This is a genomic window from Vibrio sp. ZF 223, from assembly GCF_003050585.1.
GTDB classification, from domain to species: Bacteria; Pseudomonadota; Gammaproteobacteria; order Enterobacterales; family Vibrionaceae; genus Vibrio; species Vibrio crassostreae.
Genome location: NZ_PIGB01000003.1, coordinates 22,815 through 40,113 on the forward strand (window position 1 = coordinate 22,815; position 17,299 = coordinate 40,113).

The 17,299-nt window shown below is 43.0% G+C and carries 17 protein-coding genes and 1 pseudogene; 15 read left to right on the forward strand and 3 right to left on the reverse strand.

Annotated features, from left to right (window positions below):
- Positions 1 to 48: 48 nt before the first annotated feature.
- Both nirD and nirB read right to left on the reverse strand, forming a co-directional pair.
- On the reverse strand, positions 49 to 393 hold the full coding sequence (gene nirD, locus CWO13_RS07580) for a nitrite reductase small subunit NirD (protein WP_108082715.1): 345 nt from the start codon (positions 391 to 393) through the stop codon (positions 49 to 51).
- A 138-nt stretch (positions 394 to 531) separates the two neighbouring features.
- Positions 532 to 3,114: a nitrite reductase large subunit NirB gene (nirB, locus tag CWO13_RS07585; RefSeq protein WP_108082716.1), complete on the reverse strand. Its 2,583-nt coding sequence runs from the start codon at positions 3,112 to 3,114 to the stop codon at positions 532 to 534.
- 473 nt (positions 3,115 to 3,587) lie between these two features.
- On the opposite strand from nirB, the gene CWO13_RS07590 reads away from it, so the two are divergent.
- The 15 genes and pseudogenes from CWO13_RS07590 (at position 3,588) to CWO13_RS07660 (ending at position 16,788) form a co-directional block, all read left to right on the forward strand.
- Positions 3,588 to 6,170 carry a molybdopterin oxidoreductase family protein gene (locus CWO13_RS07590; RefSeq protein WP_108082717.1) on the forward strand — a complete coding sequence of 861 codons (2,583 nt, stop codon included), beginning with the start codon at positions 3,588 to 3,590 and terminating at the stop codon, positions 6,168 to 6,170.
- 387 nt (positions 6,171 to 6,557) lie between these two features.
- Positions 6,558 to 7,232 (forward strand): hypothetical protein, encoded by a 675-nt coding sequence (locus CWO13_RS07595; RefSeq protein ID WP_108082853.1) that lies wholly within the window; start codon positions 6,558 to 6,560, stop codon positions 7,230 to 7,232.
- A gap of 355 nt (positions 7,233 to 7,587) precedes the next feature.
- Positions 7,588 to 8,046, forward strand: coding sequence for a hypothetical protein (locus CWO13_RS07600; protein ID WP_107898817.1), 459 nt, complete (start codon positions 7,588 to 7,590; stop codon positions 8,044 to 8,046).
- Positions 8,047 to 8,362: 316 nt separating this feature from the next.
- Positions 8,363 to 8,989 carry a hypothetical protein gene (locus CWO13_RS07605; RefSeq protein ID WP_108082718.1) on the forward strand — a complete coding sequence of 209 codons (627 nt, stop codon included), beginning with the start codon at positions 8,363 to 8,365 and terminating at the stop codon, positions 8,987 to 8,989.
- A complete protein-coding gene (locus tag CWO13_RS07610) occupies positions 8,982 to 10,304 on the forward strand; it encodes a hypothetical protein (RefSeq protein WP_258186369.1) in 1,323 nt (440 codons plus the stop codon). Before CWO13_RS07605 ends, CWO13_RS07610 begins: the two co-directional genes overlap by 8 nt.
- Positions 10,305 to 10,709: 405 nt before the next feature.
- Positions 10,710 to 11,201 carry a GNAT family N-acetyltransferase gene (locus CWO13_RS07615; protein ID WP_017106677.1) on the forward strand — a complete coding sequence of 164 codons (492 nt, stop codon included), beginning with the start codon at positions 10,710 to 10,712 and terminating at the stop codon, positions 11,199 to 11,201.
- Between the two features lie 88 nt (positions 11,202 to 11,289).
- Positions 11,290 to 11,646 carry a DUF6404 family protein gene (locus tag CWO13_RS07620; protein ID WP_102413573.1) on the forward strand — a complete coding sequence of 119 codons (357 nt, stop codon included), beginning with the start codon at positions 11,290 to 11,292 and terminating at the stop codon, positions 11,644 to 11,646.
- A gap of 59 nt (positions 11,647 to 11,705) precedes the next feature.
- Positions 11,706 to 12,029 carry a hypothetical protein gene (locus tag CWO13_RS07625; RefSeq protein WP_108082719.1) on the forward strand — a complete coding sequence of 108 codons (324 nt, stop codon included), beginning with the start codon at positions 11,706 to 11,708 and terminating at the stop codon, positions 12,027 to 12,029.
- Between the two features lie 66 nt (positions 12,030 to 12,095).
- Positions 12,096 to 12,434, forward strand: a complete 339-nt coding sequence (locus CWO13_RS07630) for a DUF952 domain-containing protein (protein ID WP_108082720.1) — start codon at positions 12,096 to 12,098, stop codon at positions 12,432 to 12,434.
- A 108-nt stretch (positions 12,435 to 12,542) separates the two neighbouring features.
- The gene (locus tag CWO13_RS07635; RefSeq protein WP_108082721.1) at positions 12,543 to 13,382 is read left to right on the forward strand and encodes a GNAT family N-acetyltransferase; all 840 of its coding nucleotides are present in this window, start codon (positions 12,543 to 12,545) and stop codon (positions 13,380 to 13,382) included.
- A gap of 28 nt (positions 13,383 to 13,410) precedes the next feature.
- Positions 13,411 to 14,181, forward strand: coding sequence for a GNAT family N-acetyltransferase (locus CWO13_RS07640; RefSeq protein ID WP_102479341.1), 771 nt, complete (start codon positions 13,411 to 13,413; stop codon positions 14,179 to 14,181).
- 21 nt (positions 14,182 to 14,202) lie between these two features.
- Positions 14,203 to 14,616, forward strand: a complete 414-nt coding sequence (locus tag CWO13_RS07645) for a nucleotide triphosphate diphosphatase NUDT15 (RefSeq protein ID WP_102442411.1) — start codon at positions 14,203 to 14,205, stop codon at positions 14,614 to 14,616.
- Positions 14,617 to 14,709: 93 nt separating this feature from the next.
- On the forward strand, positions 14,710 to 15,213 hold the full coding sequence (gene def / locus CWO13_RS07650; protein ID WP_108082722.1) for a peptide deformylase: 504 nt from the start codon (positions 14,710 to 14,712) through the stop codon (positions 15,211 to 15,213).
- A gap of 223 nt (positions 15,214 to 15,436) precedes the next feature.
- Positions 15,437 to 15,859, forward strand: a complete 423-nt coding sequence (locus tag CWO13_RS07655; protein WP_108082723.1) for a GNAT family N-acetyltransferase — start codon at positions 15,437 to 15,439, stop codon at positions 15,857 to 15,859.
- A 164-nt stretch (positions 15,860 to 16,023) separates the two neighbouring features.
- Positions 16,024 to 16,788 (forward strand): annotated as a pseudogene (locus CWO13_RS07660) (hypothetical protein).
- A gap of 62 nt (positions 16,789 to 16,850) precedes the next feature.
- Here CWO13_RS07660 and CWO13_RS07665 read toward each other — a convergent pair.
- Entirely contained in the window at positions 16,851 to 17,138 is a 288-nt protein-coding gene (locus CWO13_RS07665; protein WP_108082724.1) for a hypothetical protein, read from the reverse strand.
- Positions 17,139 to 17,299 lie beyond the last annotated feature (161 nt).

The window sequence follows — 17,299 nt, forward strand, 5'->3', positions numbered from 1 at the left end:
AAATTGCGCACGCCGATAAGCGTTTGCATGATGGTGTCGGCGTTTGAGTTAACTGGCGATAGCAAGCGGTGCGAGAACTTGAACTTGTTCTCCTTGCTTGCGAACTTCAAATTTCACGAGCTTGAGATCAGGCTGTTCAAGACATTCGCCAGTTTCTAAGTGGTAATGCTGCTTGTATAAAGGTGAGGCCACGTAAGGCTCACCGCTTAATGAACCAATTATACCACGTGACATCACATTCGCCTTGCCGATGGGGTCGTAATTAGAGAGCCCATAAAGTGTGTCGCTGCGCTTGCAGTAAAAAATAGCCACTTGGTTATCGTCTACTTTGGCGCAAATTCCCCCGTTTGGGGTTAGGTCGCGGGTGCTGCATACGGTTGTCCAATTTTTCATGACTTTCTCCTAGTCTAAACATAAAGCTAATAATCAATTTAATTAGGGTGATAGCCGACAGCAGTTTTCTTGGGCTGCGCCACTGTCGACTATCGATATTGGTTTAGTTGTTACTGATTCACTCACCATTCATTCGGTTTACGAAACTTCCGTAACTTCGATTTGGTCGGCTTTAGTAAGCTTTTCATCGCGTTGTGAATTCGAAGAATCACTCAAGCTCGGCTTAGGAAAGCGTTGCTCTCGCTCTTTGATGAAGGAGAGGCTAGTGTCCATTTCTTCACTGTTGATGTAGTGCTGGAAGCGCTTCATCTTCTCAGGGCTTTCAATGGTGGTTTTCCATTCACACTGGTACTTCTCGATGTTGAGTGCGATGTCCGCTTCGAGTTCTTCAGCAACGTTGAGCTTGTCTTCAATCACGACTTGCTTGAGGTATTCAATGCCGCCTTCAAGGTTCTCCATCCATACCGATGTGCGTTGTAGGCGGTCTGCGGTACGTGTGTAGAACATCAAAACGCGGTCGATGTATTTAAGGAGTGTGGTTTCGTCCAAATCAGTGGCGAATAGGTCTGCATGGCGAGGGCGCATGCCGCCGTTACCACAGATGTAGAGGTTCCAACCTTTGTCTGTTGCGATAACACCAATGTCTTTCGATTGTGCTTCTGCACATTCACGAGTACAGCCAGAAACCGCAAACTTGATCTTGTGTGGCGAGCGCAAACCTTTGTAGCGGTTCTCTAGTCGAATCGCTAAGCCAACACTGTCGTCGACACCGTATCGACACCAAGTGCTACCCACACACGATTTCACGGTACGAACCGATTTTCCGTAGGCGTGACCCGTTTCGAAACCTGCATCAATCAGCTTTTTCCAGATGATAGGCAGTTCGTTAAGTTGTGCGCCAAACAAGTCGACACGCTGACCACCGGTGATTTTGGTGTACAGGTCGAACTCTTTAGCGACTTCACCAAGTACGATCAATTTATCCGGTGTGATTTCACCGCCAGCAATACGCGGAACCACTGAGTAGGTACCGTCTTTTTGCATGTTGCCAAGGTAGATGTCGTTGGTGTCTTGCAGTTCGATGTGTTGATCTTCAAGGATGTAATCGTTCCAGTACGAAGCCAGAATCGAACCGACTGCCGGTTTACACACAGTACAACCCAATCCGTTGCCGTGAGAATCTAACAGCTCATCGAAGGTCTTGATTTTGTTGACGCGGATGATGTCAGTCAGCTCTTGGCGAGAGTAAGCAAAGTGCTCACAGATATCGTTAGAGACTTCAACACCCAAGTTACTCAGTTCGCTATCGAGAACTTGTTTCGCAAGAGCAGAACAACCGCCACAACCTGTTGAAGCATTGGTGGTTTCTTTCAGTGCAGCCATAGTGGTGCAGCCAGCAGATACCGCGTCTTTAATGTCGCCTTTAGTCACATCAAAACATGAACAAATCACAGCGCTATCAGGCAGAGCTTCAACACCCATTGCAGAGCCTGAATCATCGGCCACATTAGGCAAAATCAACACTGATGGGTTTTCAGGAAGGGGCATATCGTTTTGCTTGATTTGCAGTAGCGAGCCATAAGCTTCTGCATCACCGACCAATACCGCACCGACAATCTTTGTGCCGTCAGCTGAGATGATTAGGCGCTTATACACTTGTTCGATTTCATCGTTATAGGTATACGATTGAGCGCCTTCCGTCTTGCCGTGTACTTCACCAATACTGGCAACATCGACGCCAAGCAGTTTGAGCTTAGTGCTCATGTCTGCGCCAGTGAATGCAGCGTCGTCAGTACCGCCAGAGACAATATGCGAAGCCGCGATTTTTGCCATCGAATAACCGGGCGCGACTAAGCCGAAGATCTTGTTATCCCAAAGGGCACATTCACCAATGGCGTAGACGTTGTCGATATTGGTTTGGCAGTGGTTGTTGATGACAATACCGCCACGTTCGCCAATTTCGACATCAGAGCTTCTTGCTAACTCATCTTGAGGGCGAATACCCGCAGAGAATACGATCATATCGGTTTCTAAATGGGTGCCATCGGCGAAGTTCATGCGGTAGCGAGCATTTTCGCCATCGACTATTTCAGAGGTCGCTTTCTCGGTATGAACTTGCACACCAAGGTCTTCAATTTTTCTGCGTAATAGGGCACCGCCACCGTCATCTAATTGAACCGCCATCAGGCGAGGCGCAAATTCAACCACATGGGTTTCTAAGCCAAGGTTTTTGACTGCGTTTGCGGCCTCTAAGCCAAGCAGACCACCACCAATCACCACGCCAGACTTGCTACCTTTGCTTGATAGTTCAATTGCGTCTAAGTCTTCAATAGTACGATAAACGTGACAGTGTTCTTGGTCGTTACCGGGAATAGGGGGAACAAAAGGGAAAGAGCCCGTCGCCAAGATTAGCTTGTCGTAACTTTCAACGTGGCCACTTTCAGTGATGACTTGTTGATTGGCAGTGTCTAGCTTGGCAACCTTCTGGTTCAACAAGTAGTTCACGCCGTTACTTTGGTAATACTCTTCACTGGTCAATGACAGGTCATCAGCACTTTTACCATTAAAGTAAGCCGTCAGTTGAACACGGTCGTACGCTAACCTTGGCTCTTCACTAAAAGTAATTACATCAAACTCATCACTGTCTGACTGCAGGATGTTGTCGATAAATTTGTGTCCAACCATGCCGTTACCAACAACGACGATTTTCTTCTTGCTCATAATCCATTCCTTATTCTCGGCGTTATCATCACTAGCATCTAATTTCTAGTAGTTAGTAAATGAATACCGGGTTGAGATTCCACTCAATTCATAATCATCAAGAAAAACAAAAAATGTTTTTTCTAACTCTTGGTTTTTAGTTGAGCAAGGAGGGTGCCAGATTACGGTTTGTTCATTTAAATAAAAATTAATTCATGTTTTTCAATGTCTTAGAAAATGCGAGTGGCACGCAATTACCCCTAAAGTGGTATGTAAAATTTTTGTTAGATTTATATAAATGAGCATTTGTGGTGCAACTTTCTGCAAGATGGTGCAAAAATTAAGTTTCTGTCTTGGTTAATTTCTATTTTGATCATTTTTGATAGGCTTGCCTTTGTTAAATTTTTGTTTTTATTGATGAATATTTCTTGTTTGTTGATTGCTATGAAGTGGCGTGTTATTTGCTTGGTTTGAATTATTACAATTATGGATAATTGAGCGAGAAACGGATGACCAATTCAAACAGCGGCTGGATAAAATCAACCTGTGCTTATTGTGGTGTAGGATGTGGAATAGAAGCGAGACCGACATCGCTAGGAAAACTAGAAGTACGTGGTGATAAAGATCATCCATCTAATTACGGAAAGCTGTGTACTAAAGGGATTGCGCTCGGTGACACCGTCACGCCTTTAGGTCGTCTTACACAACCTGCTCATATTCAGAATGAGCAAAAACAATCACTGGATTGGAACAGTGCCACGCAGTTAGTCGCAGATAAATTCAATCAAACGATCGAAGAATTTGGGGCCGATTCGGTTGCTTTCTATGTATCTGGTCAGCTGCTTACCGAAGACTATTACGTTGCCAATAAACTGATGAAAGGCTTCATCGGCAGTGGCAATATCGACAGTAACTCTCGCCTTTGCATGGCATCGAGTGTGGTTGGGCATAAACGCGCGTTCGGCACCGATACCGTTCCTGTCTGTTATGAAGATTTAGAACAAGCAGAAGTCGTCGTTATCACTGGCTCAAACCTCGCTTGGTGTCACCCGGTACTTTTCCAAAGATTAAGATCCGCGAAACAAACCAACCCTGCATTGAAAGTTATTGTCATAGATCCGCGTTATACCGACACATGTGAAATTGCAGACATTCACTTGGCATTGGAATCCGGCTCAGATGTGGCGCTGTTCAATGGTTTATTAGGCTACCTCGATGATAACGATAAGCTTGATTCCGACTACATAGAAAATCACACCCAAGGCTTTACCGAATCGATTCGATCTGCAACTCAATATCGCTATACCGAATCTGGCTGGGGCAACAAAAGCGTTCCTGAGCTCACAGGGTTAACAGAGCAGCAGCTAAAACAGTTCTACAGTTTGTTTGCATCGAACGAAAAGGTGCTGACCATTTACTCCCAAGGCGTGAACCAATCGACACAAGGGTGTGACAAGGTGAATGCCATTATTAACTGCCATTTAGCCACCGGAAAAATCGGTAAGCCGGGTATGGGGCCATTCTCTGTAACGGGTCAGCCGAACGCAATGGGCGGGCGAGAGGTGGGCGGTTTAGCCAATACTTTAGCAGCGCACTTTGAATTTGGTGATCCGCAATCACACCAAACGGTGAGCGAGTTCTGGCAAACCGACAGCTTAGCCACACATGCGGGTTTAAAAGCGATTGACCTGTTTGATGCCATGAATGAAGGAAAAATCAAAGCGGTGTGGATCATGGCAACTAACCCAGTCGTGAGCCTGCCTGATAGCGAAAAGATCAAAGCGGCATTAGAGAAGTGCCCATTTGTGGTAGTGTCGGATTGTATTGCCGATACTGAAACCACTCGCTTGGCTGATGTGGTGTTACCTGCGCAAGGGTGGAGCGAGAAGTCGGGCACCGTGACTAACTCTGAGCGTCGAATCTCACGCCAACGCCGTATATTACCAAGCCCAGGGGAAGCCAAACCTGATTGGTGGATATTAAAAGAAGTCGCGCAAAAAATGGGATTCAAAGAGCAGTTTGATTACCGTCACGAAGGCGAGATCTTCAAAGAGTATTGCGAGATGACAGCGCTCGGCAATGAAACAGGTAAAGCGCGTGACTTGTGCTTAATTGGACTCACGCAACTGGATGAGAAAGGTTATGGCGAACTCACTCCACAGCAATGGCCAGTATTAGAGTATCAACCAGAGATCATTGAGCAGCGCATGTTTACCAATGGTGAGTTCTTTACTGAATCTGGCAAAGCGCAGTTTCTTGCAGTCGAGCACGACAAACCGATTGCCGATACCAGTCTTGAATTCCCGCTTATCATGAACACAGGTCGAATCCGAGACCAATGGCACACCATGAGCCGCACAGGCTTGGCTGCGGGTTTAGGTGAACACACCCCAGAGCCGTTTGTTGCCATGCACCCAGATACGGTTGCAGAGCTTGGTTTAGATGAATTTGGGCTAGATGCCTTCAACCACGCGACTATAAACCCAGTGGTGAAAGTGCGCAGCGCACAAGGCGAGTGCCAAGCGCGCTTAGTGGTAACCAAAGAGATGCGCCGTGAACAAGTTTTCATGCCTATCCACTGGAACGCACCGACCGCCAAAGACAGCAAACCGTGTGACTTGATCTTGCCTCATACCGATGCAGCCTCTGGTCAGCCAGAATTCAAACACACACCTGTTGTGGTAGAGCCGTGTGGTTATCGCAGTGAAGCCGCACTGGTCAGCGACAAGGTGATGGATTGCAGCGGCTTTGATTATTGGGTTCGCCAAAGAGTGGAGGGCGGTTTTCTGTATCGCATCTCATCATCTAAGAACCCAATGGAGCTGGTGATTCAGCTTGCCAACACACTCGATGCTTTACCAGAACCCAACGCGGAGGCGATCAAATCACTCCATTACCACGGCAACAAATCATTCAAGAACTATGGTTCTGCAAAGCTGGGTCAGTCTGGTGTAAAGCAAGCCTTTGTGGTGAACAGTAAGCTAGACCATGAAAGCATAGATTGGCTGGTAGAATGTCTAACCCGAGAAGCCGATGAAGAGTTCGAAGCCGAGTTTTTGAGTACTATGGCAAAGTAGCTGACTACCTCTAACCTATTAATACATAGAGTTAAGCGCCGACAATTACGTCGGCGTTTTTGTTTTCTGATGAACATTTCTGAACATATTTACCAATCATCGTGCCAAATGAAAAACTGAACGAATACCTCGGTTCGCCAGAAGAGTCATATAAAAAATGACAAGTAACACACATATTCATGCTGTTTCTTTATTTTTTCGTGAATATATACAATATTTCTATTTATTAGTGGTGTATGATGTCAGGGTTTTCGTAAGGTACTGTTATTAAATGATTTATTTGTCAATTTAATCGGTGGTGAGATTGCTTTGCGAAGTGCCTCGGAACTACCCAATGCTTATTGGGTGATGAATCCTGTTCAAAATACATTAAATAAAGACCAGTTTATGAGAACTCTTCTATCTGAATGCTTACATTTCACTTGCTCAAATTTTAAAAGCATATTTAAAATTTTCGGCGGTTTCATCATCACGATGTCATGTTTAGGCGTGTGGCTTGAACATTCATTTTATGTATCAGAAAACCTCTGGGCCTACGCGGTGTATCTATGTGTATATTCTTCTATTTACACTTATCTAATCGCTATTTTTATCAATTTTATGGCTTCGTCTACTAATGGGTTTGATATTGAACGCTCCGTATCTTGGAGAGTTTGGTCCAGATTAATGATCGTTTATATTATTTATTCTTTAATTGTTTTAGTTGGAACGATAGCACTGGTTATCCCGGGGTTGTATCTAGCTGCGCGATACAGTTTCGTAGAGTTCGAAGCTGTACTAAATAATAAATCTCCACTGTTTGCGTTGGAAAAAAGTTGGCGAGATACCAAAGGTATCACTATGAAGTTGATTAAAATATCGATGTTGTTGGGGGGGCTTAATTTTATCCTTAATTTCGTGATTGGGTATATTGGAGAGGTTTACCCGACGTTACAAGTAGCTACAGGGATACTCACATCAATCTTGTCCCCTCTTTTATTGATATTTGGCTCTATTGTCTACTTTAGAGTCTACATTACGAATGTTGATACGACTGAAATGCCACTAGGACATGAGGCATAACAAGGGTGGTAAACAGCCTAAATAATTAGGTTTTGATAGGGTCTAAAACCTAAATTTAAAAATAAACCAAGAAAGGTGGGGTTAACTTCCCGTATTAACTAAATATCTTCGAACTATCATCTAGAAAAATAATATCAAATTTAAATTTGGTGAGCCGGTTATATTCGGGTTCTTGTATCAGAGAACCTAAGTTTTCCGTCATGCCTTAGCTGCCTATTCTCTATAAACACTTAATTGAGTTAGAAGTAAATTCTGACGAAGATTCCCCCTGTGTGACGTAAAAGATGGGTATTTATCTACGACTTATTAATAATTAAAAAGTCATCATTAAAACAATAATATAAAGGACAAATCCATGTTCAAAAGAGCAATTGTTGCTTCAGCCTTACTTTTAAGTTCTTCTGCATTCGCTAATATTGCCGTTGAGGTTAAGAATGAATCTAGAATCTATGATGTAGAATTAACCAGTAAAGATTATCAAACATCTAGATACTCACCAAACCCTCAAGACACCATTATCGCTAAATCAATTGACCGTTTTAATGTCTCTAGTAATTATCCCAATGTAGTTCGTTTGGTTGATTTTGAATATCAGTATAGTGATAGTTCAGTCTATGACGCACCGCGCTGTCATTTCCGTTTTGTTGCTTTAATCGATCCGCGAACAGGCACTATGTTGCCTCAAAAAGTAATCGCAGAGAATGAGAGCAGAAGTTACCGAGATCGTGCGATTTGTACCGGAAAACTTGATTATTTCAATGTTGTAACCGGAGACGCAAAAGTTACCTTCACTATTAATCGTAGAAAATACTAGTTTTGTAAATAGTAGTAATTTAGCTAGATAAACAACCAAACGCCGACAACCATATCGGCGTTCTTTGACAACTTGTCAGCGACTAGCTTAGCCGCCATTTCAGCGCCACTTACTAACTATCACTCCATATGGAAAACCTAGATCTCAATATCCGTGCTAGGTGAAATTGGAGGCATGTTTGATGGGTGAAAAGCTAGTTATAAACATAAGTTCAAATAACAAAAATGATTCGTTATGCATGGCATTTATACTTTTTGTACTCAATGAGTAAAGAGCATGCGTCAGAATTAGCAGTCAGTTAAGAAAGCAGATTTATATGAAAATAAGGTTTTTAATTGTCCCATTAGTTTCCATGTTTGTGGGATGTCATGATTTAAGAAAAACGGAGGAGGTACCTAATGATGAGTTGTCTCCTGCTGCACCAGTATCAGAAGAACAACCGATCAATACGTTGCCTCCTGTTGCACCAGTATCAGAAGAAGAACCGAGCAATACGTTGCCTCCTGCTGCGTCAGGATCAGAAGAAGAACTGGAGTTACCAGAAACCCTCCCTAATTTGGAAAGAGAGCCGACACTTGTTGGTGTGGATAATGACGATAATGGCATTAGGGATGATATTGAAAGATATATCGATAATAACTACATCGAACTGAACCAGAAACAGGCAGTTGAGCAGTATGTTAAAGCACTACAGCAAACTTTGATCACTGATCTAACAGATATCAACGCGGTCAAAAGTGCCAATAGAAAACTTTCAGAAGCTGATCATTGTATTTATAGCCGCTTTGATGGAAGTAATAATAGTAAGCAACCGGCGCAAGTATCCCAAGAGCTTGAGTCCATAACAACGAATACAAAAGAAAGACTATTAGCGTATCTCGCCTTTGCCAGAGCCTTGAATGGTACTTCCTGGTCGATTCCAAAAGGAGATACCTGTGAATAAAATTATTCAATACATCTCATCTTTTAGTATTGGTCTATTCCTCTCATCTGTATTGACTTTTACAGCGTCTGCACAGGTAACCACTGAAGGAGATATTTGTAGAAACACAGATGTGGTCGTCGCTTTTTTTAATGGTGTTAACACTACGCCAAGTGGAGCAAACAGAGCAAAAGAAGAGTTAAAAAGAATCCATGGCGAAAAGTCGGTTACAGGAGACTCCATCCAGTATGAGGTTTTTTACAACTACACCGATGGTTTTGAAGACTTTGTTGAAACCTTCGAACAACGTCTTTTGGAGCAAGACCAAATATTGGAAGGGCGTTATGAGCTCTTTTTTGAAATTATGAGAGGCGATGGCCCTTGGTGGTCGAGTATTATTGAAGCTGCCTCTTCGACTGCTGCTCTATATGAAGCTATTGGTGATAAATTTCGGGCTGATACTATTCAAAGTCTTACTTCATTGATGGGAAATCCACCTACTACCACTAACTATTCAGAACATCAAGCCAAGATCGATAACTGGGTCCTTAAAGGCTTTAAGCTACTTTTTGTAGCCCATTCTCAGGGTAACCTTTTTGCGAATGCGGCCTACGAATATACAACAACAAAGGTAAATGAAGACTCCGTTAAAGTTGTTCACGTAGCTCCGGCATCACCGTCTCTTAATGGTGAGCATACATTGGCTGATCTGGATTTGGTGATAAATGGGTTAAGACTTGTGGGCAGTGTACCGAACATTACAGACAATATTCCAGGCTACTTGTTCAGGCCGAGTGGTGTTAATGGTAGTAAGGATATTCTCGGTCATGGTTTTATTGAAATATATATCAACCAAAAGCTAGATATATCGAACAGAGTGAGAACGCAGATCAATGATGCATTGAATACACTGACCGCTCCTCCTGCGGAAGCGTCTCAAGGTTTCTTTACCGCACAATTAACATGGGACGGCAAAGGAGATGCGGATCTTCATGTGACAGAGCCTAGTGGGGATCATGTTTATTACAGAAACAAGCAAGGTTCATCAGGGTATTTAGATGTAGACAATACTAGGGAGTACGGTCCTGAGCATTATTTTAGTTCGTGTGATCCAGCTAGTCTTAAAACAGGACTTTATTCAGTGTCTGTCGCGAACTATTCTGGTGCCAATGACCGGTTAGCAACCGTACAGATTGATTCGACGACTAATGGAGCACTTGGCACAAAAAGTGTGAGATTAGGTGGAGCGACAAATTCTAAGCCTGAGTACCACTTGTTTAATGTGCTAGTTACTAAAAACGAAGAAACGGGAAAATATACCGCAAGTATTGAGTAAGGTGTGCACTCGTTAAATAAACACAACACGCTGAAAAACAAACGCCGACAGCTCTGTTGGCGTTTTTCCATTCGTCACGGCAACGCTAGCTTTCATCTATCGAACCTCACGTCGTCTATCCATCATCGCGTCACAAACAAACTTAAAATCAACTATCCCGTCTGAACAAGGAGGTGTATGGATAAAATGATAAGTAATACACACATTCACATAATTTCTGCATTCAATTTTAGCTATACGGAATACTTCTGCTTTTCGTCATGTATGATGCGATTATCTTGGTAAGATACTGTTATTAAATGAGTTATTTAACTAAGTATGAGATGGTTTAATTACTAGACAGAAATGCTCTAGTGATAAAACTCATAATTATTCAGTTTATTAACTGCTGTGTTTGGAGAGGAAATGGTCAGGGAAGCGACAAAAGACGATTGTGTAAAATTAGCGGCATTGTCCATTAAAGTCTGGCTAGACACATATGCGAGAGAAGGGGTCAAAACTGAATACGCTGAGTATGTCTTGTCTACTTTCACGGCAGCCTACTTCTTTGAAATATTGAATACTACTAAATATCGTGTGTTTGTAAGTGAAGAAAATGAGGTTATTCAAGGCTACGTAATGGTTAACCTTGAATCGCACTACCAAACGCCTGGCAATGGCTTTGAAGTAGAAAAACTTTATGTAGATAACATTTTCAAAGGTAAAGGGATAGGCCGAAAGCTTTTGAATGGAATCGAGAATCAGTTTGGTAATAAATACTGGCTGTACACGTGGGTAGAAAATGAATCGAATGGCTTTTATGAACATTTAGGTTTTAGTCGAATAGGTTTACTGACTTTTGAGTTTTCTGGAGCGTTAATAGAAAACAATGTGTATCAATCAGCCCACACACATTGAACCAGGTTAGTCCTTTAGTGGGTAACACTTCTCGATAAATCGTCGCATAGTCATAGAATTCAAGTGACATAGGCATAGTGAGGTAAAGATGGACAAGGCGAAATTCATTCAGCAGCACCTTATTGAAAAGGGCGTCCCTGCAGACTTAACGAGGCCAAATGCCTTTATTTGGTCAAAATACACTAACGTGTCTCAAACGCCTATGGTGTTTCAATCGCTTCAAAAAGTATTCTTGATTTATGGATTATCGATGGCCGTAATTTGGGGGTCTTTGATGTGGATGTTTACTTGGCACTCAGAGCCCGAACATTGGAAAACTTACCTTATTTCATCTGCTATTTTCGGTTTCTTTATGGGACTTGTTAATGTATTCAGAATCGTCAAGGCACGAAAAAAATTGGGTGAAAAGAGTTGGGAAAATTGGTGTAAGAAAAACTACGGATAAGCGCAATAACAAGCAATTAAAATGATTCGTAATACTTGGCATTTAGGAGTTTGAATTAGATGTATAAACTAGAGATTTTCTGTACGCCTGAGCAACAAGATCTAGTTTTGAGCACCTTACATGAGTCGGGTGTCGACAGGATTGGAAACTATGATCACTGTTGGGCTATTGGTTCTGTTATCGGTTCTCACCGAGCGCTTGATGGATCTACGCCTGTGTTTGGGAGCAAAGGAAAAGTCGAAAATTACCCGCTATTAAAAATTGAAATCAACGTGGCAAAGAGCCAAGTGAAACCAATTGTTGATCAGCTTAGAGAGTCCCTCGGCTGGGAGGAACCTTTAGTCAATGTTTTCAAAATCTATAACTCTGAGTTCGATCTTTGAAGGTACTTTGGTGGCCGCTAAACGGCTTAAGTAGACTCAAAGTCTTAGCAAGTAGGATAAATAAAAATGCTATACCACTTACTGACCGAAAGTGATTACAAAGAATACCAAAGTACAGAAACCTATGAACCCGCATCCTTGAAGGACGAAGGCTTTATCCACTTCGCTTATGAAGAGCAACTGCAAAAAATTGTAGATTGTTTCTTTGTGGGAGTGGCGCAAGCATATCTTCTAGAAATCGACAAAAGCGCGATTGCTAAAGACTTAAGAGATGAGCCGCCAGTAGGGGGGGAAGATGATGGGGCGCTTTACCCACATTTATACAGTCCACTTTCTAAGCAAGCCGTGATTAGAATAATAAAGTTAGTCGCGGATTCATCAGGTGCACTAAAAGTAAACCTGTAACAATCGCAGTATTCCTATCGGCTCTGTACCATTCAAAACACGCAGCACTTAATCGTGTGTTGTTTTGGCTCTACAGAGCTTTTTGTTTCCATCAAGTTAAGGAAAACAATGCAAGTTAAAGCAGTTAAAGCAGTTAAAGACGCATATAACGCATACTTTTATTTTAATAACGAGCGAACCCTTTCAACCGATTTAGCCAGTGAACTGATTTTAATTGAAGATGATGGCTTCACTGTTTTTATCGATAAAACACGTAAGTACGACAACCAGATCCTCATTGATGGTGTTTGCAATTCCGCGAGCTTAGAGGCAGACCTCAAACTATTTAAAGATGGTATCTCACCTGAGATTTCTATTGCGCCTAACGCTTTGACTACAGAGCTGAGATCATGGTTATCGAAACATCAGTTTGTGCCTGCTTTTGAGCATGAGTTTCTTGAGTTACCCGCAGAAGGCTATGTAGAAAAGCCGAGTTCTGAAAAATCAAGCGCAGAACCATTGATTGCAGAAACATCCAGCGTAGAACCATTGAGCGATGTAGGTAAAGTCACGATTGAGCGATGGACACAAGATAATGCCGATGAGTTTTTGGCTTTGCTCAAAACATCCGGTTTAGAGTGTTCAGACCAAATTTGGCAGCAGAAACGCGCGCTCTATTGCACGGATACTTTCCGCTGTTACGTTGCGAAAATAGAGGGTAAACCGTGCGCTTGGGCGACGAGTTTCATCAACAACGAACACGCAATACTTGCCAATGCGTATACACAAGAGAGCTATCGTTCAAAGGGGGGCCAAACGGCGCTGTTAAGATCTCGAATCGAAGATGCCATCGCCTTAGGGGCAAAAGTACTTTTAACCGACGTAATGCCAAACAGCACCAGTTGCAAAAATTGTAAATCGATCGGTTTTCGCTCGGTTGGCGTACGAAGTGTATGGTGTAAAGATTAGAGATAGGGCTATCTACTAAGAGAAAATTATGAATACAACGGATGTAATGCAAGAGTACAACGAGTTCGAGCGGAAACGTTTTAACTCATTCAATGGTATTAAGGTAACAGAGAACAACCTGACTAAGTTCGTATCTAACGATCGTCATGGTAGCTATATCTCCTTTTTCGACTTCGATGAAAGCCTCACAGACTCTATCGTCAAAGAGCAACTCGCGTACTTTAAGCAGCGTAACCTATGTTTTGAATGGAAGATGTACAGTACCGACACACCAACAAACATCAGTGCTGTATTGCTCGAGAATGGTTTTGAGCAGGACGAGCGCGAGTCATTCATGGTGTTGGACTTGTCTAAGGCCACCTGCAAGCCCTTTGATGAAGGTAAGATCACCGAGGTGACGAGCAGCAAAGGCATTCGCGATGCAATCAAAGTCCAAGAGCAAGTTTGGGGTGGCGATTTCGAATGGCATTACAACCATTTAGTCAGCCTTAAACAGCACGCTCCCGATTCAGTGTCTATCTATGTCGTGTATGTCGACGACCAGCCTGTGACCTCAGCGTGGATCATATTTAATGGTAATAGCCCGTTTGCAGGTATTTGGGGCGGAAGCACCATCGAAGCATTTCGAGGTAATGGCTATTACAGTTTGCTACTGAACAAGCGTATTGAGGAAGCCAAGTCGAGAGGGGTTAAATACCTTACTATCGATGCTTCTGATATGAGTAAACCCATTGTTTCCAAACGTGGTTTTGAAGTGATCGCGACAACCACAGGGTATACCTCACCAAGTAGCGAGTAATGTGTTTTAAAGGAGTAAAGAGTGAATAATCAAGTACGTGTAGGTGTGGCAGCGGTCATTTTCCGGGAAGGACGCATTCTACTTGGAGAGCGCATAGGCTCACATGGTGCGAATACGTGGGCGACGCCTGGCGGGCACCTTGAACTGGGTGAAAGCATTGAAGAGTGCGCGCAGCGAGAAACCCTTGAAGAGACAGGGTTAGAGGTCGGCGCTTTTAAGAAGCTCGGCTTTACCAATGATATCTTCGAAAAAGAAGGCAAGCACTACGTCACCTTGTACGTTGTCGCGACCAGTTCTCGTGGTGAGCCTCAAGTCATGGAGCCTCATCAGTGCAAGCAGTGGCAATGGTTCGACTTAGATGAACTGCCAGAACCTCTGTTCTTGCCTTTGGTGAACTTGTTGAAGGAACCGGTAAACTTCAAGAATTTTGACTAGTCAGAACGCCCATACTTGGTACTGAAAGAACATTGGGTTATCTTGTTCTCTCTGTTATAACGTAATGATTCAATTGAAAATTCAAAGGAAAGCATGGCAGTTTTAGACATTCTTACCGCACCAGATCCAAGGCTTAAAGTGAAAGCGGAAGAGGTGCAAGATGTATCGACGGTACAAACACTCATCGACGATATGTTAGAAACACTCTATGCCACGGATAATGGTATCGGTTTGGCATCCACTCAAATCGGTCGTAAAGAGGCCGTGGTAGTTATCGATATTTCAGAGAGCCGAGACCAACCGTTAGTCTTGGTGAACCCGGTAGTTGCTAGTGGTTCCAACAAAGCTTTGGGACAAGAAGGCTGCTTATCAGTGCCTGACTATTACGCGGATGTCGAGCGTTTTACGTCTGTGGTTGTTTCTGCTCTCGACCGAGAGGGGAAGCCAATCACCATTGAAAGCGATGACTTTCTCGCTATCGTAATGCAGCATGAAATTGACCATTTATCGGGTAACCTATTTATTGATTACCTGTCGCCACTAAAGCGTCAAATGGCGATGAAAAAAGTTAAAAAGTACCTCAAAGCGCACGCTTAATCCGGCTTATAAACCATTATCTCTTCAAACCCAACGCGTGAATTTCAACACATCAGCGTTGGGTTTTGTCGCTATCCTTCTCAATTTTGTGTGCTACTCCTTTCATGTTACACGGCTTTTCAATAGGTTGATCCGTTCCCTTAGTTATGTTGCATATGCAAGCGAGTGCTTTTAGTTTGGTTTTCGTGTTTCATTCAGTTTTAACGTTCACAAAAGGTAAATGATGATCCAAGTAAAAAATGTAGCTTTTGATAGTGAAAATGAACAATCAATTCGTTCTATTCGCGAGAACGTTTTTATTAACGAGCAATCTATCGCACCTGAAATAGAGTTCGATGGGTTAGACAGTTCGGCCATCCATGCCGTGGTGACTGTTGATGGAAAGCCTGTCGGCACAGGTCGTATTTTAAGCGACGGTCACATTGGCCGTATTGCCATCATGAGAGATTTTAGAGGACAGGGGCTTGGCTCGAAGATTGTTTTATCGCTCATCGATGAAGCGAAGAAGAGCGGTTACAAGCGCGTGTATCTTGGCTCACAAAAGCAAGCCATCGACTTCTATACCAAGCTGGGCTTCACGCCATTTGGAGAAGAGTTCATGGAAGCAGGTATTGTGCACTTGTCTATGGAAAAAGCGTTAGCTTAATGGGTTCATGTAACTAGCATCATCAAGACACTGATGGCAGCAGTGTAACGCTCTTGCCCTCATCGAAACATGGTTTGATAAGCACTAAGCACACAAGCAATAAATAGTAAGCACCGAAGCTATAAAAAGTAAGTAATAAAGCGATAAGGCAATAAAGGAATATAATGAAGAAAAACCTCGTGGTTGGCGGCACTTTGCTGGGTGTTGTGGCACTCTTTTTCGTTGGTAAACACAGAGGCGAAGAACTGACCCTTGCCCCTTGTGAAATGGGTGAAAAAGTCGAAACTCCCGTTCACTTCTTTACTGACGTATCGATGAGCGAGTCAAAAATTCAGAAGATGATAGGCTACTCTAATCTTGTTCTTCAAAACTCGTGCATACCAATGGAGAGAACATTATCAGGCATCACGAGAATCGACCTTTCCGGTTTCCAAGATGCGGAAAGTAGCAAGCTGCACAAACAGTTAGTCAAGTTGGTTGGTGACGAGGTGTTGGAACCCATGCAGCGAGAGGGAAGCTATTATGCACTGATTCTTCCTGAAGACCACGAGTTCTCAGACGAAGGAGCCGTGGGTTCGGTTGATCTGAATTTAAGCCGCAGCTTTTTGGTGCTGTCATCTGCTGCAGAGGTAGAGGTACTTGAGCATGAACTGGGTCACTTGGCTTAGGCGTGGCACAACGACACCCCAGACTACTGGCTCAAAGGTATGTTGCTACAAGAAAGCCATGATTATATAAAACCTTACTCTTTCGGCGCTTTGTGCCGGGAAGCGGGCACCGTGATGACCTATGCTGAAAAAGTATTGCCCGTGTATTCCTCGCCAAACATTCAATACTACGGTAAAGCATGTGGTGATGCAGAAAAAGCAGACAACGCAAGGCACATGCGAGAGTTTGCTCAGTCACTCGCTTTACATGCCGCAACATAGGCATCTAAGACAATAATTGAATAAATACCGACCCCAGAGGTCGGTATTTTTATTCGTCAGCTCTAATTAGAGCCACACTCCAACATAAAGCCACCTTCAGTGCGGCGTAAAGTGATCGTCGTGCTGGCCTCTAATTCCCCCTCCGGTAAATAAACCGCGCAGTTTTCGAACCCAGCAGAGTTAGTTGAATTGATCGTTTCATATACCTCTTCTGAGCTGTCTACATTTTCACCTGCGTAAACAATAACGTTATCGATTTGGGCAAGCATCTGGTCTGAATTTTGTGTTGCTTTAGCGTGAGCGAAAACAGAAAGAGAACCAAGAGCAAGAAACAGTAAAGCCTTTTTCATTGTATACCTCGTAAGAGTTTAGGGTTGGTGTTGAGGGGGTAATATACATCGGAATATTTGTAGATCAGCAAAAAATTATTGAATAACAATAAATTTTTGTTGTTTTGTGTTTGTTTTACCATGCGCAAAATGGTGAAAGCCTTCGGTTTTATTGGGCTGTT